This window comes from Desulfobacterales bacterium, from assembly GCA_028704555.1.
Classification (GTDB): Bacteria; Desulfobacterota; Desulfobacteria; order Desulfobacterales; family JAQWFD01; genus JAQWFD01.
The window spans coordinates 17,633-41,907 of sequence record JAQWFD010000022.1 but is presented as its reverse complement, the minus strand read 5'-3'; the positions used below and the strand labels follow the sequence as shown (position 1 = coordinate 41,907).

The 24,275-nt window shown below is 47.8% G+C and carries 21 protein-coding genes and 1 tRNA gene; 11 read left to right on the top strand and 11 right to left on the bottom strand.

The window, feature by feature from the left end:
- Positions 1-7: 7 nt before the first annotated feature.
- The 11 genes from PHQ97_09690 to PHQ97_09640 all read left to right on the top strand — a co-directional run bounded on the left by PHQ97_09690 (position 8) and on the right by PHQ97_09640 (position 12,667).
- Positions 8-784, top strand: a complete 777-nt coding sequence (locus PHQ97_09690; protein MDD4393001.1) for an FtsQ-type POTRA domain-containing protein — start codon at positions 8-10, stop codon at positions 782-784.
- A gap of 1 nt (position 785) precedes the next feature.
- Positions 786-2,012, top strand: a complete 1,227-nt coding sequence (ftsA, locus tag PHQ97_09685; protein ID MDD4393000.1) for a cell division protein FtsA — start codon at positions 786-788, stop codon at positions 2,010-2,012.
- An 85-nt stretch (positions 2,013-2,097) separates the two neighbouring features.
- Positions 2,098-3,285 carry a cell division protein FtsZ gene (ftsZ, locus tag PHQ97_09680; protein MDD4392999.1) on the top strand — a complete coding sequence of 396 codons (1,188 nt, stop codon included), beginning with the start codon at positions 2,098-2,100 and terminating at the stop codon, positions 3,283-3,285.
- Between the two features lie 124 nt (positions 3,286-3,409).
- Positions 3,410-5,119: a radical SAM protein gene (locus PHQ97_09675; protein MDD4392998.1), complete on the top strand. Its 1,710-nt coding sequence runs from the start codon at positions 3,410-3,412 to the stop codon at positions 5,117-5,119.
- 805 nt (positions 5,120-5,924) lie between these two features.
- Positions 5,925-6,368: a cytochrome c3 family protein gene (locus PHQ97_09670; protein ID MDD4392997.1), complete on the top strand. Its 444-nt coding sequence runs from the start codon at positions 5,925-5,927 to the stop codon at positions 6,366-6,368.
- A gap of 57 nt (positions 6,369-6,425) precedes the next feature.
- On the top strand, positions 6,426-7,703 hold the full coding sequence (locus PHQ97_09665) for a 4Fe-4S dicluster domain-containing protein (GenBank protein ID MDD4392996.1): 1,278 nt from the start codon (positions 6,426-6,428) through the stop codon (positions 7,701-7,703).
- Entirely contained in the window at positions 7,696-8,655 is a 960-nt protein-coding gene (locus tag PHQ97_09660; GenBank protein ID MDD4392995.1) for an RnfABCDGE type electron transport complex subunit D, read from the top strand. The genes PHQ97_09665 and PHQ97_09660 overlap by 8 nt, the downstream gene beginning before the upstream one ends.
- A 1-nt stretch (position 8,656) precedes the next feature.
- Positions 8,657-9,250 carry an RnfABCDGE type electron transport complex subunit G gene (locus PHQ97_09655; protein MDD4392994.1) on the top strand — a complete coding sequence of 198 codons (594 nt, stop codon included), beginning with the start codon at positions 8,657-8,659 and terminating at the stop codon, positions 9,248-9,250.
- Positions 9,251-9,259: 9 nt separating this feature from the next.
- Entirely contained in the window at positions 9,260-9,853 is a 594-nt protein-coding gene (locus tag PHQ97_09650; GenBank protein MDD4392993.1) for an electron transport complex subunit E, read from the top strand.
- A 10-nt stretch (positions 9,854-9,863) separates the two neighbouring features.
- Positions 9,864-10,436 carry an RnfABCDGE type electron transport complex subunit A gene (locus PHQ97_09645; protein ID MDD4392992.1) on the top strand — a complete coding sequence of 191 codons (573 nt, stop codon included), beginning with the start codon at positions 9,864-9,866 and terminating at the stop codon, positions 10,434-10,436.
- 137 nt (positions 10,437-10,573) lie between these two features.
- Positions 10,574-12,667 (top strand): FAD-dependent oxidoreductase, encoded by a 2,094-nt coding sequence (locus PHQ97_09640; protein MDD4392991.1) that lies wholly within the window; start codon positions 10,574-10,576, stop codon positions 12,665-12,667.
- 216 nt (positions 12,668-12,883) lie between these two features.
- On the opposite strand, the gene PHQ97_09635 is transcribed toward PHQ97_09640, so the two are convergent.
- From PHQ97_09635 to serA, 11 genes are all read right to left on the bottom strand, one after another.
- Entirely contained in the window at positions 12,884-13,861 is a 978-nt protein-coding gene (locus PHQ97_09635) for an RluA family pseudouridine synthase (GenBank protein ID MDD4392990.1), read from the bottom strand.
- Entirely contained in the window at positions 13,858-14,424 is a 567-nt protein-coding gene (locus tag PHQ97_09630; protein MDD4392989.1) for a CarD family transcriptional regulator, read from the bottom strand. The genes PHQ97_09635 and PHQ97_09630 overlap by 4 nt, the downstream gene beginning before the upstream one ends.
- Positions 14,425-14,579: 155 nt before the next feature.
- Positions 14,580-16,589, bottom strand: coding sequence for a sodium-translocating pyrophosphatase (locus PHQ97_09625; protein MDD4392988.1), 2,010 nt, complete (start codon positions 16,587-16,589; stop codon positions 14,580-14,582).
- 28 nt (positions 16,590-16,617) lie between these two features.
- Positions 16,618-17,232 (bottom strand): aminoacyl-tRNA hydrolase, encoded by a 615-nt coding sequence (gene pth, locus PHQ97_09620; GenBank protein MDD4392987.1) that lies wholly within the window; start codon positions 17,230-17,232, stop codon positions 16,618-16,620.
- Between the two features lie 91 nt (positions 17,233-17,323).
- Positions 17,324-17,971 (bottom strand): 50S ribosomal protein L25/general stress protein Ctc, encoded by a 648-nt coding sequence (locus PHQ97_09615; protein MDD4392986.1) that lies wholly within the window; start codon positions 17,969-17,971, stop codon positions 17,324-17,326.
- A gap of 39 nt (positions 17,972-18,010) precedes the next feature.
- Entirely contained in the window at positions 18,011-18,949 is a 939-nt protein-coding gene (locus PHQ97_09610; GenBank protein ID MDD4392985.1) for a ribose-phosphate pyrophosphokinase, read from the bottom strand.
- Between the two features lie 192 nt (positions 18,950-19,141).
- A tRNA-Gln gene (locus PHQ97_09605) sits at positions 19,142-19,216 on the bottom strand.
- 68 nt (positions 19,217-19,284) lie between these two features.
- Entirely contained in the window at positions 19,285-20,130 is an 846-nt protein-coding gene (gene ispE / locus PHQ97_09600; protein ID MDD4392984.1) for a 4-(cytidine 5'-diphospho)-2-C-methyl-D-erythritol kinase, read from the bottom strand.
- A gap of 18 nt (positions 20,131-20,148) precedes the next feature.
- Positions 20,149-21,606 carry a Do family serine endopeptidase gene (locus tag PHQ97_09595; protein MDD4392983.1) on the bottom strand — a complete coding sequence of 486 codons (1,458 nt, stop codon included), beginning with the start codon at positions 21,604-21,606 and terminating at the stop codon, positions 20,149-20,151.
- Between the two features lie 53 nt (positions 21,607-21,659).
- Positions 21,660-21,974: a DUF1844 domain-containing protein gene (locus PHQ97_09590; GenBank protein MDD4392982.1), complete on the bottom strand. Its 315-nt coding sequence runs from the start codon at positions 21,972-21,974 to the stop codon at positions 21,660-21,662.
- Between the two features lie 423 nt (positions 21,975-22,397).
- Entirely contained in the window at positions 22,398-23,978 is a 1,581-nt protein-coding gene (gene serA / locus PHQ97_09585) for a phosphoglycerate dehydrogenase (GenBank protein MDD4392981.1), read from the bottom strand.
- Positions 23,979-24,275 lie beyond the last annotated feature (297 nt).

The window sequence follows — 24,275 nt, the reverse complement described above, 5'->3', positions numbered from 1 at the left end:
GGGCCTAATGAAAACAGGCGTTAAGGGGGCATGCGGCATTTTGCTTGTGGGATTGTTGAGCTGCGGGTTCGTTTTCGGATACGATCTGATCACCCAGTGTGAGTTTTTCAAGGCCCGGCATATTGAAATTACGGGAGTCGAACGGCTGTCCCGGAAAGACGTGATGACACAGGCAAAAATAACTGACGGAGTCAATATTCTTTCCGTTAATCTCAAGATTGCCAGAAAACGTCTCCTGTCGCATCCATGGATAAAAGATGCCCGGGTCAGCCGGGAGCTGCCCTCCGAGCTGACGATTGGGATCACAGAGCATCAGGCGGTTGCCATTGCAGATCTGGGAGAGAAATTTCTGGTCAATACAGGCGGAGAAATTTTTAAGCGATGGGAGGCTTCGGATCCCGATCAGCTGCCAATCATCAGCGGACTTGATTTTTCGGATATCCATGAACCCGGTATCGCCCCGGCCTCAACGTTTCAAGCCGCAATGGCGGTGCTGCAGCTGGGCCGGCAGCCGGGCAGTATTCTTCCAAACCGGATGATAAAAAAAATTCAGGTGGACCGTGAACTGGGAATCACCCTCTATGCATTTGAAGAAACCAAAGCCATACGGCTGGGTTACAGTGATTATCCCGGTAAATACCAGACGCTTGAACAGATTTTTTCTTACGTCAAACAATCGCCGGAGGTTCCGGATTTTATGGAAATTGATCTGGATAACCGGGATCGGGTTATTTTACGTCCGGTAAGCGCTGAACCCAACATCGGAAACCATAAGGAGGTATAATTTGCAGGGGCAGGGAGAAATTGTCGTCGGCCTTGATATCGGTACTACGAAGATATGCGCCGTAGTGGGAGAAGTTACGGGCAGGAATATCAACATTATCGGTATCGGTAGCCATCCTTCTGTTGGCCTTCGAAAAGGGGTCGTCGTCAATATAGAATCGACCGTTGAATCAATAAAAAAAGCCGTCGAAGAAGCCGAATTGATGGCCGGTTGCGAAATTTCATCGGTCTACGCTGGCATCGCCGGTGGGCATATCTCGGGATTCAACAGCCGGGGGATTATTGCGGTAAAAGGGACCGAAATTGTCCAGAACGATGTGGACCGGGTCATCGATGCCGCACGGGCTGTAGCCATTCCGATGGACCGGGAAGTGATTCATGTGCTTCCGCAGGAGTTTATTGTGGATGATCAGGTCGGGATTCAGAATCCGGTCGGCATGTCCGGGGTGAGGCTCGAAGCCAAAATTCATATTGTCACCGGTGCTGTGACCTCTGCGCATAATATCGTCAAATGCGCAAACCGTGCGGGGCTCGATGTCTGTGATATTGTTTTGGAATCACTGGCATCCGGTGAGGCGGTGTTGACGGAGGAAGAAAAGGAGCTGGGGACAGCGCTTCTGGATATCGGTGGCGGCACGACGGATCTGGCAGTATTTTCCGGTAAGAATATCCGGCACACCTTTGTGCTGGCATTGGGAGGGGATAACCTGACCAATGATATTGCAATCGGATTACGGGCGCCGGTGGCCGATGCCGAAAAAATCAAGATAAAGTACGGAATATGCAGCTGCCGGAATATCAGTGCCGAAGAAACCATTGAAGTGCCCGGCTTGGGAGGCCGTAAACCGAGAAAGCTTCCGCGGCAGATTTTATCTGAAATTCTTGAACCCCGAATGGAAGAAATCTTTACGCTCATCAAAAGAGAGGTTTACAGAGCTCAAATGGAAAACATGGTGGCTTCAGGGGTGGTTGTCACCGGGGGCGCTGCGTTGCTGGAAGGCGTAACGGATATAGCCGAATCGGTTCTGCATGTACCGGCCCGGCTTGGAAAGCCCATCGGTATCAGCGGCTTGGTGGATGTCGTTAACAATCCCATGTATGCTACCGGCGTGGGCCTGGTGTTGTATGGCGCTAAAAATCAGGACAAGAAAAATTTCAGGATTCGTGATCGGAATATATTTAACCGGGTAATGGGGCGCATGAAAAAATGGTTTAAAGAAGTCATTTGACACAATGGAATTCCGGTGCAGTTAAATTCGTTTTACAGGCAGCTTTACGCGGTTTGAATAAAACGCAATGAACAGGAGGTGAAGGATAATGTTCACATATGTGGAGAATGAAAAAACGGCGAGAATCAAGGTGGTCGGAGTAGGTGGAGCGGGTGGAAACGCAATCAACAACATGATCGACTCCAACCTTCTGGGGGTTAAATTTATCGTGGCGAATACCGATTGTCAGGCGTTGGACGTTTCCAATGCGTCGGTCAAGATTCAGATCGGAGAAAAGCTGACCGAGGGCCTTGGCGCCGGGGCTAACCCTGAAATCGGACGGCAGGCAGCGATTGAAAATAAGGAGGCGATCAAGGAAGCCCTTCAGGGCAGCCATATGGTATTTATCACGGCCGGATTCGGCGGCGGGACCGGAACCGGGGCGGCATCGGTCATCGCTGAAATCGGTAAGGAAGTCGGTGCGCTGACGGTAGCGGTTGTGACCCGGCCGTTTTCCTTCGAGGGTAAAAAGCGCAACCGCCAGGCCGAAGAAGGTATCAACGCATTGAAAGAAGTGGCGGATACGGTTATTATCATTCCCAATGATCGACTCAGAGGTCTTGCCAGTAAAGATGCGACGCTGATTGAGATGTTCAAAAAGGCCGATGAAATTCTGCTTCAGTCTGTCCGGGGCATTACCGACCTGATCATGATGCCGGGCCTGGTGAATCTTGATTTTGCCGATGTCAAAACTACCATGGCAAAATCCGGAATGGCCATTATGGGTATCGGGATTGCCAGTGGTAAAAACCGTGCCATTGAAGCGGCAGAAAATGCCATTTCCCATCCGCTTCTCGAGGATATCTCCATTTCCGGAGCCAAGGGGGTATTGATGAATATCACCTGTTCCAGTGGCCTGACGATGGAAGAGATGACTCAGGCATCCGAACGCATTTATGATGAGGTCGGAGATGAGGCAGAGATCATCTGGGGTACGGTGATTGATGATTCCCTGGGGGATGAAATGCATGTAACCGTGATTGCCACCGGAATCGGTTCGGGCCCTGAAACGGTTGCGGCAGATAAGATCAGCAGCACATTAGCCAGAGGCAGGGTCAGGGATGTGACCCCGGCGGACATGCAGCGGGCCGTCAATTATGATGAACCCACCTTCATTCGTTACAAGCAGGCGGTTGGAGATCCATCGGGGACCGTTCAAATCAATCACAAGGGGCTTGTTATCGATAACAGTGATTTAGAGATCCCGACATTTCTGCGAAGAAAGGCTGATTAGCCTTCGTGGTAAACGGTTTTAAAATTTTTCATAAAAACACGCTTCGGTTAACAGCGGCCGATTTGTATCCGTCTGAGATGGTCACTGGTGACAATGAAGGGAAAGCTTTGAAACACAGACGATAATGGTTTCTAAAACGCAACATGCAGACCGCAGGTTTCTTGAAAAGGAAACCGGAACAATTCGAAAGAGCTGGCAAAATCGTATCCGGATTGCTGTCGTCTATCCGAATCGATATCATATTGGTATGTCCAATCTCGGATTTCAGACGGTGTACCGTCTGCTGAATGAGTATGATGATGTGGTCTGTGACAGAGCCTTTTTGCCGGAACCTGATGATGAAGGGCGTCCGGTACGAAGCCTTGAACACGGCCGGTTGCTGAGTGAATTTGATGTCGTTGCGTTTTCCGTTTCGTTTGAAAATGATTTTCCCAATATACTGACCATTCTCGAAACGTCAAAATTGCCCTTGGGATCATCCGGTAGAAATTATCCCCACCCGCTGATTATTGCAGGGGGGGTTGCCTGCTGGATAAATCCAGAGCCGGTTTCAGCGTTTATCGACTGTTTTATGATCGGTGAGGCGGAAGAGATTCTTCCCGGATTCATCGATGTGTTTGATCCGGATGCCGATCGGGACCCCATGCTGCGCTTGCTGGCCCGGGAAGTGCCGGGTGTATATGTTCCGGCATTGTATACGGCGATCTATCATAAGGATGGCACGCTTCAATCTTTTGAACCGAGAGCCGATGTGCCTGTGAAAATCAAGCGGGTATGCGTGAAGGATCTGACCCGTCTGTCCACCTGCAGCAGTATTCTGACCCCGGAAACAACGTTTGATCAGACCTATCTGATTGAAGTCAGCAGGGGATGCCCTCACGGCTGCCGATTTTGCAGTGCCGGCTATATTTATCGACCTCCCAGATTCAGGCCGATTTCGCTGCTCCGGCAATGTATCGAACACGGTGCATCGATAACCGATAAAATCGGGCTTGTCGGCGCGGCGGTATCGGATCTTCCGGGTATTGGCGAATTGTGCCGTCAGGTGGCTCAGCAGCATGTCACGCTGTCCTTCAGTTCGCTCCGGGCGGATGCGCTTGATGATGATCTGATATCGGCGCTTTCCTACAGCGGGGTGAAGACGGCAACCATAGCCCCGGATGCCGGATCTCAGCGAATGAGAAATATCATCAACAAGGGGCTGACCGAAGAGCAGATCCTTCATGCTGCCGAAGCACTGGTCGCTGCGGGAATTCCCAATCTTAAACTGTATTTTATGATCGGGCTTCCGGAAGAGACGATGGATGATGTGGAAGCGATTTCAGCGCTGTGCAGAAAAATCAAGCATTGCTTTTTGAAATCCAGCAGGGCAAGAAAACGAATCGGAGAGATCACCGTCAGCGTTAATCCCTTTGTGCCAAAACCGTTTACTCCCTTTCAATGGGTGCCAATGAATGAATTGACGGAGATTAAACAGAAAATAAAAAAAATTCAACGCGATCTGGGTAGCGTCTCGAATGTGCGTGTCTATTCGGGAACGCCAAGATGGTCATATATCCAGGCCTTACTGTCCCGTGGAGACCGCCGGGTTTCAGATGTGTTGGAGCTGTGCGCCGGCAATCGGGGCAATTGGCGCAAAACGTTGAAATCATCCCCCGTGAATCCCGATTTTTTTGTATACAGAGTACGCCCGGAGAATGAATTGTTTCCATGGGATTTCATAGACCACGGTATCCGGAAATCCTTTCTGTTGAAAGAGCTCGGAAACGCAAAATCCGGTTCGGTATCGGTATCATGCGGGGGAAAGTCCTGCCATCTCTGCGGTGTTTGTTGATATGGTAAGCAAATCAACAAAATATCGATAAGCGGTGAGCAAAAAGTTGTCATATAAATGCTGTGCTGATATATAAATTTATAATTTAAGGTTTCCTCAAGCAGCCACATCCCTGAATTATCCTGCCTGATCAACCTGTCAGAATTCAAATAAGAAAAATACATCCGGCTATCTGATTATAAAAAAACGTTTGATATGCATGATATTTTTGATGCGGTGCAAACGAAGGGTTTGAAAACAGGAAAAATCCGGAGAAAATCAGACCTGTAAAAAACATTCGGGCTTGATCATAACTGCGGCCACAATGTCACGGGGTCCGTCCCGCCCATTGCCGGCTTCTCCAGCACGATCCGGGGGATGCCGGGCCCATGAAGCTAAAGCGCAAAAACTCGGCACGCCTCAAACCGTTTGCGCTTCTTAACGCTTCATGGCCCCGACATCTTTTCCCCGGATCGCGCCATGTCGTACGCCGGCAACGGGCGGGACTCCGAGGCTACGCACAGCAAAATATGGCCGCAGTTATGATCAAACCCAAACATTCAGAATATACCGGCCATATTAAACCATATTAAAGATGATTATCAGACAAACAAATATTTATAAAATTATATCACTATTTAAAGTCTTATCTACTTTAATTCTTCCAGTAAGTATGCATATTAATTTCTCACAAAGTTTAGAAAAGCAGAAAAATTATGTATTTTCAGATAAAAAAATCTTGAAATCGTTAAAGCTAAATGGTAGTTCCTTGAATGCGTTAATGTGCTTTATTCTTAATACCAAACTGTGAAAGGATGCTTGTAAAATGACTCCAAAGAAAGAACTGCAGTTGGCTTACGGAATGGCTATTGTGCTGTTGGTTGTAGGCTTAATAAGCTACGCAGCCTTTCCTGCAAAAAGTCCGGAACAACCCATTCGGATGATGTTCAAATGTGCTGCAGGAAAAGTCTTATTTGATCACAAGACACATACTGACAGTTCAGGGTATGGGATTGCATGCAGTGATTGTCACCATCATCCGGCAGATGATCCGAGCTTGAAGGCTTGTGGTGACTGTCACTTGAAAGAGGAAGCTTCCAAGGCGCCTCAATTATGTATGGAATGCCATGAACCTGATGATGGAATGGGTGATCAGGTACCGATGATGAGGGCCGATTCATTTCATAAGCAATGTGTCGGCTGTCATGAAGCGGGAGGGGCTGGCCCTGTCGAGTGCGGCAAATGCCATGTGACTAAGTCGGTTTATTAAAACGGGCTTATGTCATAACCAATTTATGAATCCGGCAAAAAAGAAAAAGGTTGAGCTATGATAAAACGAACGTTTATCGGTTTGGCAAAGCCCCGGCTGGAATACGACGTTATTGATGAAACGTTGCCGGCGCCTGTGAAAGTCCCGAAATCAAAGAAGGTGACATTGCTGTCTTATGGACCATGGGATCCAAATTGTGTTGTTAATGTAAAAAACGGTGATAAAGTCAAAACCGGGCAGAAAATTGCTCTCAACACAGGCAATGATGTTGTCAGCCCGGTCACCGGAACCGTATCCTCCGTTTCCGAATTCACCGACGGAAAAGGACAGAAGCGAGCGGCTGTGTCCATAGACGTGGCTGATGTGGAAGAAATTGATGAAAATTTTGCCTCCTTCACCAAGGGACAGGATTTTAATCAGGTGAAACTCTATCTGGCTTACGCGCCGGGAAAGCCCGAATTTTCCATTTTTTCTGACGCAGATAAGCCGATTAAAACAGTTGTGATCTGCGGAGCGGATTCCGATTTGATGCTGGTGACCCGTCAGTATGTTTTAAAATCCGGTATCGAAGACATCAAACAGGGCATTAAGATGTTGAAAAAGATAACCGGGGTGCAGAATGTTATCATGGCAGTGCCGCAACATCTGTCGCAGACCGCCGCATCAACCGGCGCACAGGTGAAGGTGATAGATGCGCAGTATCCGGCGGCAAATCCATTTATGATCTGCAAGGATATTCTGGGGCAGGTAGTGCCCGCCGGGAAAAGCTGCGAAGATATCGGCGTTCATATGATGAGTGCCGAAGCCGTTGCCTCCATTGGTAAAGCCTTTTCGCTGGGAAAAGTTCCTTCGGAAAAAATCGTAACCGTTATCAGAAAAGACGAAACAAAAGCGCTGGTTTCGGTAACCATCGGAACGCCTGTTAAGGATGTGCTGAAAGCGGTTAATGTCATTGCCAATGAAGGTGACAGAATCGTTTTCGGAGGCCCTTTTACCGGAACTGCAGCCTATTCGGAAGATCAGCCGATCGAAGCCGATGCGGACGCCCTGATCGTGCAGGACAGCGACGACATCCCCCTGGTATCGGATTATCCCTGCATTAATTGCGGTGAATGTGTCCGGGCGTGTCCGGTCAATATTCCGGTAAATATGCTGGTCCGACTTCTGGAAAACGCGATGTATGAAGAAGCTCAGAATCAGTATGACCTGGATTCATGCATCGAATGTGGTCTTTGCAGTTATGTATGTGTGGCAAGAATGCCTATTTTTCAATATATAAGACTGGCAAAACATGAACTTGCCCGGATGAACACAGTGGAGGCAACGAATGACTAATCGGAAAAAATTTATCGTATCCCATGCTCCTTTCTGGCATGATGGGAGCCAAATATCCGCAAGAAGTTATCATATGATGATTGCGGCGCTGCCGGCAGTGCTATTTGGTTTGATCCAATACGGTGTGCCTGCCCTTGCTGTTTTGGCCTTTTCGGTTGCCACCGCAATGCTCTGGGAACTGGTCATGAACTATCTGATGAAACGGCCCGTATCGATCGGTGACGGGAATGCGGCACTCATTGGTTTGCTTCTGGGCATGATGGTTCCGGCGACAACGCCCTGGTGGGCAATCCTCATGGGTACTTTCGTGGCCATTTTACTTGGCAAACATGTCTACGGCGGAATTGGAGGCAATCCTTTCAATCCGGTTCTGATTGCGCTTGCCGTGTTGATGCTTTCGTGGGCGGATCTGTTTGATTTCGCTGAAGCCTATCGGAACTATGAGTTTGATTTTGCCATGGTTTATCCGATCGCCATGCTGAAGTACTATGGCGTATCGGCTATCAGTTCATTTGATACCGGCGCGTTGATGATGGGTAAACAAATCGGCGGAATTGGAGCCACCTTCGGTCTCGGGCTGATCATCGGCGGCATTTATCTGATCATCCGGGGCATCATCCGATGGGAAATCGCCATCTCCTTTCTGGTAGGTGTTTTTGTGACGGCATTGCTTTTCAATATGGCGGATTCTGCAAAATATGCCGGTCCAATGTTTCACCTCTTTGCGGGCTATACGCTGATCGGGGCTTTTTTCCTGGCAACCGAGGATTCCTCCTCACCGGTTAATTTTATTCCCATGCTTATTTATGGCGCAGGCGCCGGAATTATGACGGTGCTGATCAGGAATATCGGCGTTTTCGTGGATGGGGTGGTTTTTGCAATCCTGCTTATGAATCTTGTCAGCCCGCTTCTCGACAAGATCAGGCCAAAAGCGATTGGAAAGGTAGCGTAAAATGCGTGACATGATAAAAATGGTCGTAGTCCTTACGGTTTTATGTATATTTTCAGGAGGTCTGCTTGCGGCATTGAGAACAGGGACCAGCGCGCAGATTGAAAATCAGCAGCTTCAATTTGTTAAAGGCCCTGCCATTATGAAAATCATGGAAGGCGCACTCAACGATCCTATCGCAGACCGGTTTAAACTCAAAGATGGTGATGTGGAAAGAAGTTTTTTCGTTGGAAATTTGGGGGCAAACGGTCAAGCCGTTGCATTTGAAACCTTCGGAGGCGGATTTGGTGGGGATATTGGCGTTATGGTGGGGGTGAACCCGGCCAATGACCAGATTATTGCTGTAGGTGTGACAACCCACAGCGAAACGCCCGGACTTGGGTCAAAAGCCAAGACAGATCCTAAATTCAGCGCACAGTTTAAGGGAATGACCTTAAGCGGAGAGTTTAAAGTCAAAAAAGATGGCGGACAGGTAGATGCGCTCAGCGGCGCAACTGTCAGCTCTCGTGGAGTTGCTCTTGCGTTGACGGCGGCAAGCGAAGCCTATTCAAGACTTAAACCACAGGTTTCTGAAAAAATAAAAGATTTCACTAAGTAGGAGATAAAGATGGCAAAGTCTATTGTTCAGGAGTTTACCAAAGGGTTGTGGGATGAAATACCACCGTTCAGGCTTGTTCTGGGCCTTTGTCCCACATTGGCCGTTACCAAATCTGCAGAAAACGGGATCGGTATGGGGCTGGCAACCACATTCGTTATTTTGTGCTCCAATATTCTGGTTTCCGCTTTAAGAAACATTATACCGCCTAAAGTCAGGATCGCCTGTTTTATTGTCGTCATAGCCACATTCGTTACGGTTGTCGAATTGTTGATGCAGGCCTATACATATTCATTGTTTTTGACGCTTGGAATTTTTATTCCATTGATCGTCGTGAACTGTATCGTTTTGGGTCGAGCTGAAGCCTTTGCGTATAAAAATGGAATAGCGGCCTCTGCTGCTGACGGACTGGGAATCGGGATCGGATTCACCCTCGCGCTCGGCGTTCTGGGAGGCCTTCGAGAATTGATCGGCGCAGGAACGTTATTTGGCACAACCGTTATGGGCGCTTCATATCAGCCGTTCGGGTTTATGCTTGAGGCTCCTGGTGCGTTTGTGGCCTTGGGACTTATGCTCTGTCTCATGAATCTTGCCGGGAAAAAATAGGAGACGATAAATGGATTATTTAGTCCTCGCAATAAGCTGTATTTTTGTTAATAATATCCTGCTGGCACAGTTTCTGGGAAACTGCCCGTTTCTGGGTACATCCAAGAAAATGGAGACAGCAGTCGGTATGGCAATGGCAGTTGTATTCGTTCTGGTTATGGCAGGTTGCATTACATGGGTTATTAACACCTATGTGTTAACCCGGTTCGGCCTTGAATTTCTAAGAACCATCGCGTTTATTCTGGTGATTGCTGCTCTGGTCCAGTTTGTCGAAATGTTTTTGAAAAAAAGCATTCCGGCGCTTTACGCAGGACTGGGTATTTTTCTGCCCCTGATTACCACCAACTGCGCGGTCATGGGCGCCTGTCTGATCAATATCAAGGAAGAATACACGTTTATGCAGACGCTGGTTTCGTCATTTTCATATGCAGTGGGTTTTGGCCTTGCGTTGGTTCTTTTTGCCGGAGTTCGTGAACGGATCCTGTTGGCGCGGGTTCCAAAACCGTTACAGGATACTTCCATTGGCCTGGTGACTGCAGGCATGCTGGCGCTGGTGTTTTTTTCTTTCAAGGGAATGGTATGACAGAGCAAAAATTATTTAAACAAACAAACAAATAATGTTATAGATGGTTTTATTGGAATGATTAGTGATTCCAATAAATAAATCATGGAAACATTATTCTTATGGTTCACAAGCATTAATGTGCCGAGGAGGTAAATGTGACAACAGCCATTATTTTTATGCTGGCATTAGGGGCTCTATGCGGGATCGTTCTCAGCGTAGCTTCTAAAGTCTTTTACGTCTACGAAGATCCTCGAATTGCAGAGGTGGAAAACTGCCTGGCAGGAGCCAACTGCGGTGGATGCGGATTTGCGGGGTGTTCTGCGGCAGCCGTTGCGGTTGTTGCAGGTCAAGCCCCACCCAGTGTCTGTATCGTTGCAGGCGCAGAAGGAACTGCAAAGGTTGCCGCAGTGATGGGCATGGAAGCCGGGGGTGCAGAAGCTGTCCGTTCCTATAATTACTGCGCCGGTGGAAACAGAGCCGATGATATTTTCAAGTATGCGGGAGTCAACAGTTGTCAGGCTCTGTCCGTCTTATACGGCGGAAAACGGGAGTGCAACGTTGGATGTCTTGGATTGGGAGATTGTGTTAAAGCCTGTGCCTTTGATGCAATCCATTTAGGTGAAGAGGGGTTCCCGGTTATTGATGAAGCCAAATGCGTGGGATGCGGTGCCTGTGAAAGGGCATGTCCGAAGAATATCCTGAAAGTGAAAACCATGTCCGAACGGCTTCTTGAGTTTAATTCGGTTGATGGTCGTCATGCGCCGTGTGCCCAGACCTGTCCGGCTCAAATTGATATTCCAAAATATATTGAACAGATTCGAAAAGGTGATTATGAAGGCGCCGTCAACACAATCCGTCTGCGTAATCCCCTTCTGCTTTCCTGCGGACGCGTATGCCCGCATCCTTGTGAGGATTACTGCCGCAGGGGTATTGAAGATGAAGCCGTATCCATCAACCAGCTGAAACGGTTTGTCGCGGATTACGAAATGAATTCCGGAAAACGGATTCCGATTTCCAAAGCACCGGATACCGGTAAAAAGATCGCCGTGATCGGGGCTGGACCTGCCGGATTAAGCTGTGCGTTCTTTCTGCGCCGGCTGGGTCATTCGGTGACGATTTATGAAATGATGCCGAAACTCGGTGGGATGATCCGCTATGGTATCCCCGAATACCGCTTACCCAAAGAAGTCCTTCAGTGGGAAATTGACGGTATTCTGAAACTGGGTATCGAGGCGAAACCCAATGTCAGGCTGGGCAGGGATTTTACCGTGGAGTCTCTGGTAGCCGCCGGTTATGATGCGATTTTCCTCGGCATTGGCGCCTGGAAAGATTATAACCTGGGCGTCGAGGGTGAGGACATGGGCGGATGCTATACCGGTATCAGCTTTCTGACCCGTTTTGCCGAGACACAGCAGGGTGATGCCAACCATGTGATCCCCATCGGGAAAAACTGCGTGGTGGTGGGTGGTGGAAATACGGCCATAGACTGTGTGCGGACTTTGAAACGGTTGGGCGCGAATGTGTCCATTCTGTATCGGCGTACCCGAAACGAGATGCCGGCCAACATGGTGGAAATCGAAGCCGCTGAACATGAAGGCATTAATTTCCATTTCCTGGCAGCGCCGACAAAAATTATTCCGGATGAAAACGGTTTTGTCAAGCAGATTGAGTTCTTGAAGATGGCGCTGGGTGAACCCGATGCCAGCGGCAGACGCCGTCCCGTTCCCATTGAAGGCTCAGAAACACTGCTGGATTGCGATATGCTCATTTCAGCCATTGGTCAGGGGCCGGATATCGACTTTACCAATGAAGGAAAACGGATTGATGAGCTGAAAATCACTCGTTGGAGTACGATCGATGCCCTGGATCCCGAAACTCTCCAGACCAATATCCCCTATATTTTTGCTGCCGGTGATGCTCAGACCGGTGCATCTCTGGTTGTAGAGGCGATTGGCGGTGGACGCCGAGCGGCCAGATCCATTCATCTGTATCTGACCGGTCAGAAAATTGTTGCACCACCGAATTCGCTTTTCAAGGCACATATCGATGGGACCATCTTTGATCATGTGGATGGTATTATTCCGTCGAAGCGGACGCCTATGCCGGAGCTGCCGGTTGAAGAGAGAATTCAAAGTTTTGTGGAATCCGATCTGGTTATCACTGAAGCAGATGCGATTCGTGAAAGTCATCGATGCCTGAATTGCTGCCGACTCTGTTACAATAAAGACCGCAGTGATAAAGCTGCGTAAGACCGTTGTAGCGGGATACAGGCAATTGATAAAAAAATAGTCCGGAAATTCAGCAATGAATTTCCGGACTTTTTTTCAAAAGGCATCAAGTTTCGGATCAGATTCACAGTTATTTTTCCATCCAAACTGACCCTGCGGTGACAAGAAAGCAAGGATAAAAAGGCACCGCGCGAAAAGGCTGGATGATATTGTCCGCTATAAAACCGGTTATACGCCTCAGAGCGAGGCCCGAAGCGCTGAAAGTACCTGCTGTATATCTTCGGGGATTGGCGCCTCAAATGACATTGATTGGTTCGTTACGGGGTGATTTAAAACAAGGGTTCTGGCGTGCAGCATCTGGCGATGGATGATCTGCCTGATGTCTGTTTTCGTCCCGTTAATTTTCACATATCTGCCCGTCTTTTGTCTGCCATATACCGGATCTCCAAGAACGGGATGATTTATGGCTGCGCAGTGCACACGAATTTGATGAGTGCGGCCGGTTTTAATGGTTAATTCAAGCAGCGTCGCATCCCTGAATCGCTCCTTTACCTTCCAGAATGTCAGCGCCTCACGGGCGCTACGACTGACCGTCGACATCTTTTTCCGGTCTGTCGGGTGTCTTCCGATCGGCAGCCGAATTTCTCCGGCGTCATCCTTGACCACGTCCTGAACGATTGCCAGATAACGTTTGTCGATTTTCCGTGTTTTAAACTGATCGGATAGGTTCTGGTGGGATTCAGATGTTTTGGCTATCAGAAGCACTCCGGAGGTATTTTTATCCAGTCGATGGACGATTCCCGGTCTAAGTTTACCCCCGATCCCTTCAAGGTCCGGGCAATGGTATAAAATGGCATTGACAATGGTGCCGGAGTCATGGCCGGGAGATGGATGAACAACAATCCCGGGTTGTTTGTTCAATACAATGATATGAGGGTCTTCATAGATGATATCAAGGGATATGGGCTCCGGATTTAATGGTAAAGGCTCGGGATCGGGGAGAATCCCGGTAATCAATTCACCGATTTTAAGGTGGTATCCGGGCTTTCGGGTAACGCCATCGACCTCGAATCTGCCTTCCGAAATCAGTTTCGAAGCATAGGAGCGGGTGCACGAGAGAATTTTTGAGGATATGACGATATCAATTCGTTGCCCCGCTTCTGATTCGGTGATGGGAATAGGAATGACTACGGGCTTTGTGGTCTTATAATTCATTCGGGGGATACGGAGTCACTTATCTCGGATTCGAACAGGGATTCAATTTCTGAGATTACCGTTGCTTCATCTGTGTTTTTAGCGGTGGACAGTTCTTTAACCAATAAACCGTGGGCGGTGTCGAATAATTTTCTTTCTCCAAATGACAGGTCTTTCGTCGATTTTAACAAATATAGATCACGAAATACCTCAGCGACATCAAATAAAGAACCGGTTTTAATTTTTTCCATGTATTCACGGTATCTTCGATTCCATGTCTGATTATCGGGATAGGGGTCATGCTTGGTTTTCATCAGATCGTATATTTTTGGGATTTCGCATTCTCTAATCAGGTCCCGCAGGCCGACCGATACAACATTCAATGTGGGTATCATGATGACCATGTTGTTTTCAAGTACATTCATGATGTAGAAATCCTGTTTTTCACCATTGATTTCCCGGCTTTCAATACCGACGATTCGACCGACGCCGTGTGCAGGATATACGGCAAGATCTCCGGCTTTAAATTTGTAATTTTTAGACGTATAAATATCTGCGCTGTCGCCGAGTGTTTGATCCGTCATAATGCACCAATTTGTTAAGTTAAATATGGGCTGAAAGAATAGATAAGCTTTAAAATTAGCATTTTAGCATTTAAATTTTAAACAATCAATATAAAAAGGGGATCGGCGATGATCACTCATCGCCGATCCCCTTTATTCAGTTTTGGTGCAGTGTGCTAAAGCAGAAAAGGAACCATGAGAAGCGCTACGACATTGAGAATTTTGATCATTGGGTTAATAGCCGGGCCAGCGGTGTCTTTGTACGGATCGCCTACTGTGTCGCCGGTAACTGCCGCTTTATGGGCATCGCTGCCTTTGCCGCCAAGATGGCCATCCTCAATGTATTTTTTTGCATTATCCCACGCGGCTCCGCCGGTAGTCATTGATAACGCAACAAAAATTCCGGTTACAATGCTGCCGATCAGAACGCCACCCAGTGCGACTTTGCCCAGGATAAGTCCGACCAGAATCGGGGCGATAACCGGCAGCAGGGCCGGAATGATCATTTCCTTAAGCGCGACTTTGGTAACGATATCAACGCAGGTACCGTAATCCGGTTTTGCCGTGCCAGCCATAATTCCGGGAATTTCTTTGAATTGTCGTCTGACTTCGTCGACCACGGCCCCACCGGCTTTTCCAACCGCCTTCAGTGAGATGGAGGCAAACAGATACGGAAGGAGCCCACCGATGAACAATCCGATGATAACGTTTACATCCGCCAGATCGAATTTGATCTGGGCGGTTGCGCCTTTCAGGGCAAATTCCTGAACATAACATGAAAAAAGGACCAGGGCTGCCAGACCGGCAGAACAGATCGCATACCCTTTGGTGACGGCTTTGGTTGTATTGCCGACGGCATCCAGCGGATCGGTAACGGCTCTGACGCTTTCGTCCATTTCTGCCATTTCAGCGATTCCCCCGGCATTATCCGTGATGGGGCCGTAAGCATCGATGGCGATGACCATTCCGGTCATTGAGAGCATGGACATCGCAGCCATGGCGATACCATAGAGACCGGCAAAATGATGGGCAGCCAGGATGCCGAAGCATAAGGCTAATACCGGAGCGGCGGTTGCCTGCATGCCGACCGACAGCCCGGCGATGATATTGGTTGCATGGCCGGTCGTTGACGCTTCTGCCACAGATTTGACCGGTGAATAAATTCCCGTATAATATTCGGTGATAATCACGATCAGAACGGTCAGGACAAGTCCGACCAGAGTTGAAAGATAAATGGACATATACGATAAGTCACCGAGGTCATTCATCATGCTTTTTGTAAAAAAGAAAAAGGCAATGGCCGCAATAATCGCTGAACCAAACATCCCTTTATAGAGAGCACCCATGATATATTCTTTTTTGCCCAGTTTGACAAAGAACATTGATATCATGGAAGCGATGATGGAAATTGCACCCAGAACGAGCGGAAATTCGGTTGCAATCGGGTTGCTCGGGAAGATCAGGTGGCCGAGGAGCATCGCTGCAACTGCCGTAACCGCATAGGTCTCGAACAGATCCGCGGCCATTCCGGCGCAGTCACCCACGTTATCGCCCACGTTATCGGCGATAACCGCCGGATTCCGTGGGTCATCTTCGGGAATTCCCGCTTCTACTTTGCCGACAAGGTCAGCGCCGACATCAGCGCCTTTCGTAAAAATGCCTCCGCCTAACCGTGCAAAGATTGAAATCAGACTGCCACCGAAGCCCAGTGCGACCAGCGATATGACATCCCGGGTAATACAGTAATATCCGGCAACGGATGTCAGTGCCAGTCCGGCAACAAGCATTCCGGTCACCGAGCCTCCTTTGAAAGCCATATTTAATCCGGAAGCGAGTCCTTTTTTTGCCGCCTCGGCGGTTCGAACGTTTGCGATAACCGAAACCCGCATCCCGATGTAGCCTGCAATAAATGATGCAACGGCTCCAACCAGAAAGCCAATGGCAGTGGTTACATCCAATAGCACCAGCATGAGGATGAAGATTACAGCGCCTGCAATGGACATGCTTTTCAGCTGTCGGTTAAGATAGGCAATGGCCCCTTCCTTGATTGCATTGGCGATGTCCTGCATTCTTTCATTTCCGGCTGACGCTGATTTTACAATCCTGGCAATCGTAATTGAAAAAAATACACCGAGGATACCGACCAGCGTACAAATTAACGCTATGTTCGTTGAAGCTGATTCCATTATTTCCTCCATATCCAATTCATTTCCATTAAATACAACATTTCTGATTAAATTTGTTCATCGCTTCATTTATGCCTTTGTTAAGGATCATCCGTATCGCATTGCATGCGGTTGGTATTATTTGATCCATGACAGTCATCTCTTCACTGTCGAAGTTTCCAAGTACGTGGTCGGTAACGTTTCTTCCGGGGGCGCCTCTTCCAATACCGATACGGACACGAACGAATCGATCGCATTGAAGCGCCTCAGCGATCGATTTTAAACCGTTATGGCCGCCGTGTCCGCCTTTTACTTTAATTTTTATTGTGCCGATCGGAAGGTCGATATCATCATGGATAATAATGATATCAGGGCATGGTATCTTGTAACGTCGGGCAATGCAAAGAATTGGCTGTCCGCTGTTATTCATGAATGACATGGGTTTGACAAAAACAACCTTGCGGTCTGCTGCAAACCCATGTCCATATAATGACTCGTATCGGTGCCGGTTCATTGAAATAGAAAAGATTCCGGAAAGGTGTTCCAGAATCATAAATCCGGCATTATGTCGGGTATTGATATATTGTTCGCCCGGATTTCCCAAGCCGGCAATCAATAACACCTGATCCTGGGCACCAAACCCGTATGTTGAACATTCACGCAACAGCCAATACTCGTAATGTCTGTCAAGTTTATAGACAATTTATAAAAATGATACGCCGGGGCTGGCGATGGAACTGGCCAGCCATGACGTGTTATTCAGCGGATGATTCGGCTCCGGATTTTTCAGTTTCAGTTTCAGCTTCAGCTTCAGTCACTTCGCTCGTCTCTTCGGGAGTCTCTTTTATGCCTGTAACCGTTGCTAAAGTAAAATTAACATGCGGGGGCAGTTCCACATTCTCCCCGAGAGGAATATCCTTGACGTGGATCGAGTCTCCGATATTCAAATTGGTGATATCGAGTTCTATTGCGTTTGGAATTTGAAAGGGCAGACATAATACTTCTACCTCACGGCGGATTATTTGAAACATTCCGCCCTGTTCAACCCCTACGCATTTGCCTCGGGTGGTAACCGGTATTTTAACTTTGATCTTCCGGTTCATGTCGATTTGGTAAAAATCTATATGAAGAATCGAATGTGAAAGCGGATCGGTCTGTATTTCTTTGATCATGGCAGGTACCGCAGAGGAAGATCCGTCGTCCAGTTTCAGATTGAAGACCATCTGGCTGATATTTTGATTTTTGATTGCCAGTTCAAAATCATGCAAGAAAAGTGATACTGAAACGGAATCATTTTCAGGGCCGTAAAGAACAGCCGGAATCTGACCGTTACGACGCAAGACTCTTGCCGGTCCATTCCCCTTGCTTTTTCTGATGCTGGTTTTCAGTTCATGTAACTCCAAAAAAGCCTCCTTATATTTATTCCTGTTATAAAAACATTATTATACGAACAATGAAGTAACTGAATCCCCGGTGTGACTTCGTAAAATGGCTTCTCCTATCAGTTGATCAATCGAAAGGGACTTGATCTTGCTACAGGCTTTAGCGTTGGGTTTGAGCGGTATGGTGTCAGTGACGACTACACTGGACAAGTCTGAAGCACTGATTCGATCAATTGCGGGGCCTGATAACACGGCATGCGTGCAGCATGCATGGACTTCTATCGCACCGCTGTTGAGGAGTGCCGTGCTGGCCTCGGTCAGCGTTCCGGCAGTGTCGACCATATCATCGAGTATTACCGTGATTTTCCCCTTGACATCACCGATGACGGCCATCGCCTTTGCCTGGTTTGGTGCATCTCTTCGTTTGTCGATAATCGCCAGATCAACTTTGAGCCGTTTTGCGAATGCCCGGGCCCTTTCCACTCCACCGGCATCCGGTGAAACGATGATAAGATTTTCGCTGAATTTATTTTTGATATATTCGAGAAGTACAGGTGTAGCGAATAAGTTGTCAACGGGTATATTAAAAAAACCCTGTATCTGGCCTGCGTGCAAATCCATTGTAATGATTCGGTTTGCACCGGCAGTTGTGAGCAGATCTGCTGTCAGCTTTGCACTGATGGGTACCCGCGGCGCAACTTTTTTGTCCTGGCGTGAGTATCCGTAATACGGAATGACTGCGGTAATCCGGCTGGCGGATGAGCGTTTGCAGGCATCAATCATCATCAGCAGCTCTACAAGATTATTGTTCACGGGATCGCATGTGGATTGGATAATGAAAACATCTTTCAATCTGATGTTTTCATGGATTTCGATCTGAATTTCGCCGTCGCTGAATGTTTTGACTTTGGCCCCGCCCAGCGGCCGTTTAATATGCTGACATATTTCTTGAGCGAGATCAGGATTGGAATTTCCGGAAAAAACAATTAAATTATTCATTAAATTAACCATTTGTTTGCTGATGATTGATAAAAAGTATTCGGTGCCGTTACAAATCTGTCCGTCTTTCCGGGCGCATCAAAGACTGATTCTACCTCACAACATACCGAAGGTGTTGTGAGACCCAAAAACAGCCCGATTTGAATCTGAAAAAATATCGAGTTTTATCCGGGCACAATTTAATTTGAAATATGGCTGGGGCGGGAGGATTCGAACCTCCGGATGCAGGAACCAAAATCCTGTGTCTTACCGCTTGACGACGCCCCAGTAACTGTCTTTTTGTCTTGAAATCCTTAAGAAAAAACCTGACAAAACAGGCAGGATTGATGGTTCGTTTATAGAATCATATCTGTGAGAAATACGCGCCACTTTTCCCGTTGCGAAAGAGTAAGATAAGCATGTCTGGCCTTGTCAGGATCGGCAAAAAGTCCGAACACCGAAGCGCCGCTCCCGGACATCAATGCCCCTTCAGCCCCTTGGCTCAGAAGCGCATCTTTCATCAAGGCGATTTCAGGGTGCATTGATTTAGTTACCGATTCTAAATCATTACATAAATGCTTATAAACATCAAACCCTTGCGTCTTATTAAATCCTGTGTATTTAATTTCTTTTATACCTTTTGTCAATCCTAAATTTAGTTTTTTATAGACAGCGGCGGTTGAAACACCGAATCCCGGATAAATCAGCACGACATGGAACGGATCAATACGGTAGAACGGTTCCAGTTTTTCACCGATACCGGTAGCCAGGGCAGGTCTGCAATTAATAAAAAAAGGAATATCCGCTCCTAATGATTGACCCATTTTCATGAGCTGCCCGGGTGAGTACCGGCCGCCGTAATGCCGGTTCAACGCCCGCAGCACGGCCGCAGCATTGCTGCTGCCGCCTCCGAGACCGGCTGCCACTGGTATTTGTTTTTCAATGTGGATGTCAAATCCCTGATGTCTCAGATTTGCCTCTTTGAGAAACAAACGCGCAGCCTTTGCAGCCAGATTGGATTCGTCTTCGGGGACTGCTTGATGAGCACAGGAAACCGACTGTTGATTGCCTCCGACACGCAACGATATCGTATCGTAAAGGCGAATCGGGCACATTAACGATACCAGGGTATGATACCCATCCGGTCGTTTGCCTGTGATGTGCAAAAATAAATTAATTTTAGCAGGTGAAAGAATTTGCATAACGGTAGCCGGCATGGATTATTTTGTCATTTTGATGACCAAAAATCCAATGTTCATCCGGCGGATAAACATGTTCACCGGATTACCTTCCGGAATGTTTTCAATGATTTCAGTATACTGGTCAACGGTTTTGATGAAGGTATGATTCACTTCCCGGATAATATCCCCCGGCTGGGCCCCGGCTTCCTGCCCCTTGCTTCCGGGCTCTATCCCGATGATGATGATGCCTTCGGATTCGGAAATGTTGAAGCGATTGGCAATTTCCGGAGTAATTTCCGACACCCGGATGCCGAGTTCATTTTCCTGGCTTTGTTTTAACGATTTTAACGTCAGTTTTGAATCTTCACGTTTGGCAACTTTCACATCAAAGGTTTTTTCCGTGGAATTTCGTAATACCTTTATTCTGACAGTGTCCCCGACACCCGCATCGGCAATGACCCGGGTCAGTTCCCTGCTGGTGGTAATCGGCTTTGCGTTTATTTCGATAATAATATCTTCGGGTCGGATTCCGGCTTTTGCTGCCGGGTCTCCGGGAAACACCTCGGTTACCAGAATGCCCTGATTCTGTTCAATGCCATAGTACTCTGATAATTCTTTTGACAGGTCCTGAATGGCAACACCCAGCCATCCTCTAATGACTTCCCCACTTTGTTTAAGTTGTTCAATGATGCCTTTGGCCAGATCGATCGGAATCGCAAACCCTATTCCCTGCCCCCCGGCAATAATTGCGGTATTGATGCCAATAACCCTGCCGTTGAGATTGAGAAGCGGGCCACCGCTGTTGCCGGGATTGATGGAGGCATCTGTCTGGATAAAATCGTCGTAAGGCCCGGAGCCGATGACCCGGCCCTTGGCGCTGACGATGCCTGCCGTAACGGTATGCTCCAGCCCAAATGGACTGCCGATGGCAACGACCCATTGACCGACTTCAAGGTCTTCGGAATTGCCGAGTTCAACAACCGGCAGTTCATGTTCCGGATTTATTTTGATCAGTGCGATGTCGGTGTTTGAATCCCGGCCAACGATTTCAGCGTCATACTGCTTTCCGTCTTTTAACCGGACCTGTATTTCATCGGCATTTTCAACCACATGGTTATTTGTGACGATATATCCTTTTTTGTCGATAATAAAGCCGGACCCGAGGCTTCGCTGCTTGAATTCTTTTTGCTCATCACCAAAGAATTTGTCAAAAAAATCTTTAAACGGATCGTCTTGTCCAAAAGGGCTCTGGTAAAAATGACGAAAGACCCTGCCTCCGCCCTTGGTGGTTTTTACCGTTCGGATATTTACTACCGAAGGGCTGGCCGTTTTAGCCAGTTCGCTGAAATTTTCCGGTACCAGGTTTACCGTTTTCCTCGCTTCCGCGTATGGTATCAAACTCGTGCCTGGTATGAAACACGCCGCATAAAATATGAATGCACAGATCAGAAAGCAGCTTTTTTTTATAATCTTTGTGCAGGCTGTTCTTTGTTTCATTGGACACTCCTTCTGGAATATGTTCCTGGTAAGTTGGGCCTGTAGGAGAAGGCTTATTTTATTTCCTTCACGTACATCATTCTTAAATCATATAAAATATGGACGAGCAGTTGGGATTCATCCTCTGACAGGTTGCCCTGTGTCTTTTCCTGGAGCATTCCGATAAGATCGATTGTCTGTTTGGCGATGGGCAGATTTTTTTCTTTTTTGCCGGTCGCAGGATCTTCGATCATGCCCAGTTGAACCAGTGCCGAAGAATTTAATGAAAAAACAAAGGTTGAAAAATTGATTTGAGGTAGTTGGACAGTCAGCCCGGATATTTTTGCCGAAGCATCTGTTTTTGTTTTGGTGCCTTTTTCCTCTGTCATGACTTGTCTCCTGTATGATGACTGTATATCAGAGAATGCAAGAAGCGAATTTGCAAAATATTGTGCCTGAATGGAAACTGACAAATTGTCCGGATGCGTTTTGCGCCCGGTTCAGTGGCCGTGACAGGGTACGTGCTTTTTCGGGGCATGGCGGCATCACTCTTCAACCGGAAAAATGCATTGAGTTTTCATCTGGGCATTGAGCTACGGGTTATTGCCATGCCCGGCTCAGTATGAAGATCAGAAAGATTAAAAAATGATTTCGAAAGAAAATATTTCTGTCATAAAGTTCGCAATCAAAATGATTGCAGGCGCCGGCAGGAAGTACGCGGCGCCTGCCGTATCATCAGGCTGAAGGCCGTTTCGATCGAATTGGAGGATTTTTTATGATCCTGCTTTTCTTAAATATAAATGATATCCTTCTTAAAGTTCAAGAGCTATTACGCTTTTAACCAGCTTCAGTTCCCGGAGCCGCTCAATCACGTCTTCAGGGATCGGGCTGTCGGTTCTGAGAAATATGATGTTCCGGTTTCCTTCGGTTTCCTGGCCGACATGCATTCGGGCAATATTAATCCCATGCTCGCCAAGCGTTGAGCCGATGCTTCCGATTGCTCCCGGGGCATCGATATTGTGGATAAGCGCCAGGTGACCATGAGGACTGATTTCAATTCTGAAATTGTTGATTTTGATGACTCGCGGATCGTTTTTCCCAAAAATGGTTCCTGATACGCTGGAAACCATTTCGGGAGTGATGACCTTGATTGTTATCAGATTCACGTAATCTTCGGGTTCCGCCGTTGTGGTTTCGGTAATATTAATGCCTCTTTCCTTGGCCAGCACATGGGCGTTAACAAAATTGACATCGTCTTTTACGGCCGGTGTCAGAAGCCCTTTGACGGCGGCAATTGAAACAGGTGTCATATCAAGGCCTTTAAAGTCACCGGCATACTGGATAACGACTTCCTTGACAGGCCCTTTGGCAAGCTGTGCCTGAAGGCATCCCAGGCGGTCTGCAAGCGTTAAATACGGGGTGAGCTTTTTGAGAAGTTCTCCGGTTACTGAAGGAACATTTACGGCATTTATAATGGTGCCGGTTTTCAGGTAGTCGATGATTTGCTGGGCGACAGCGACGGCGACATTTGTCTGGGCTTCCCGGGTTGAAGCGCCGAGATGCGGGGTACATATCACCTGATCCAGTTCCAGAAGAGGAAGCTGCCCCGGGGGTTCGTTTTCGAAAACATCAAGGGCCGCACCGGCTACCTTTCCTGATTTAATGGCATCATACAGATCCTGCTCATTTACTATGCCGCCTCTGGCACAGTTGATGATCATGACCCCGTCTTTCATCTGTGCAAAAGACTCCCGGTTGATCATGCTGTTGGTATCTTTCAACTTGGGAACATGGACCGTGATATAATCGGATCGTTTTAATAATTGTTCCAGCGTTACACTTTCAAAGCCAGCCTTTTCAATTCGTTCCGGCGTGACATAAGGGTCATAAACGATTACTTGCATTTTAAGGCCCCGGCCACGATCTGCAACGATGGCTCCGACTTTGCCTAAGCCAATTACCCCGAGTACTTTATTGCAGATTTCCCTGCCTTCGAGCTTCTTTTTTTCCCAGACACCTGCTTTTAATGTGGCCGTTCCCTTCGGAATATTCCGGGACAGAGACAGCATCATGGCAATCGCATGCTCTGCTGTCGTAACCACATTGCCGCCCGGGGTGTTCATGACGACGATACCGCGTTTGGTAGCGGCGGGGATATCCACATTGTCCAGGCCGATTCCGGCCCGGCCCACAACCTTTAATCGGGGTGCATGCTTCAGCAGCTCCTCGGTCACTTTCGTGGCGCTTCGGATCGCCAGACCATCGTATTCTCCAATGATGCGGTTGAGTTCTTCCGCTGAAAGACCCGTCTTGATGTCCACATCAATTCCTTCTTCCTGCTGGAATAACCGGATGCCGGCTTCCCCGAGGTTATCGCTTATTAATACTTTCATGACTTCCCCCTGTAAAAAATTATCGGGTTTATAATAAAGTTAAGAGATATTGCTTCTGTAACCAATGCAATTACTGCCTGGACGAAAACTGCCGACAGGTAAACCGGAGCTGCGGTTTGCTCGCAAGGATGAACCCAGGTTCTGTGACTGACAGTTTTGTCCGCTTTGAATTCGGGAAACACATCGGGTGTCCATTGAGGCGCCAGATGCGTCAATTCAGATACGTCAATTTCCTCCCTGTGCAAATGATTATGTCGGATATCGGGCTGTTGACAGGTGGTAATCAGCTGACAACTG